Origin of the sequence: Marinicrinis lubricantis (assembly GCF_042658665.1) — a bacterium.
Lineage (GTDB): Bacteria > Bacillota > Bacilli > Paenibacillales > KCTC-33676 > Marinicrinis > Marinicrinis lubricantis.
Genome location: NZ_JBHSQV010000048.1, coordinates 1 through 619, shown reverse-complemented (window position 1 = coordinate 619; position 619 = coordinate 1). Strand labels below are relative to the sequence as shown.

The following is a 619-nucleotide window of genomic DNA, read 5'->3' as shown; positions in this document are numbered from 1 at the left end:
TGTGGCTTACGAGCATGTCGTAGGAACGGCCTTGGAACTCGTTTTGCAGACGCAACAGCGATTTGGCGCACTTGAAGAAGACCTCAATGTCCCAGCGCATCCGGTAGATGCGGATGATGTCCTGGGCCGTTAAACTAAGGTCGGTCGAAAGCAGGGCAAGCCATTCGTTCTTCTTGGATCGATGGCGGACAAACACGATCACAACCGGGATTCCCGGGGCGAGCGAAGTTCGGATGAGACGAAGGATGTTACGGTTATTCCCTTCGACACGCGGTGCAGCGGCATATAATTCTTTCAGGCTGAGCCGCTCACCATTCACGAGATAACGCTTGTTATCGTTCTTGACCATGCCAATCACATGCAGTCCGCGACGGATGACTTCCTGAATGAGCGGCGCATGCGTAAACCAGCTGTCCATGAGGGTGTACGATGCCGAAATGCCCCCTTGCAATGCGCGGTCCAGCATACTCGCGATCACCTGTGGAGCGGTAAAGAACGCTTCTTGCCGACGTTTGTACCCGTGGCTGCGCTTGTCGATCCCATCCGCCATGCCGGTGATGCCGGACTTGGCCGAACTGAGCAGCGTAAAGTCCATCGGCACAAAGGAATGACCGTCCGA

General features: G+C 55.4%; 1 protein-coding gene. It reads right to left on the bottom strand.

All coding sequences use genetic code 11. The features are described from left to right. Nucleotides 1-619 (bottom strand): IS4 family transposase (locus tag ACFPXP_RS07955; RefSeq protein ID WP_379893707.1); only part of this gene is annotated, 619 nt, incomplete at both ends.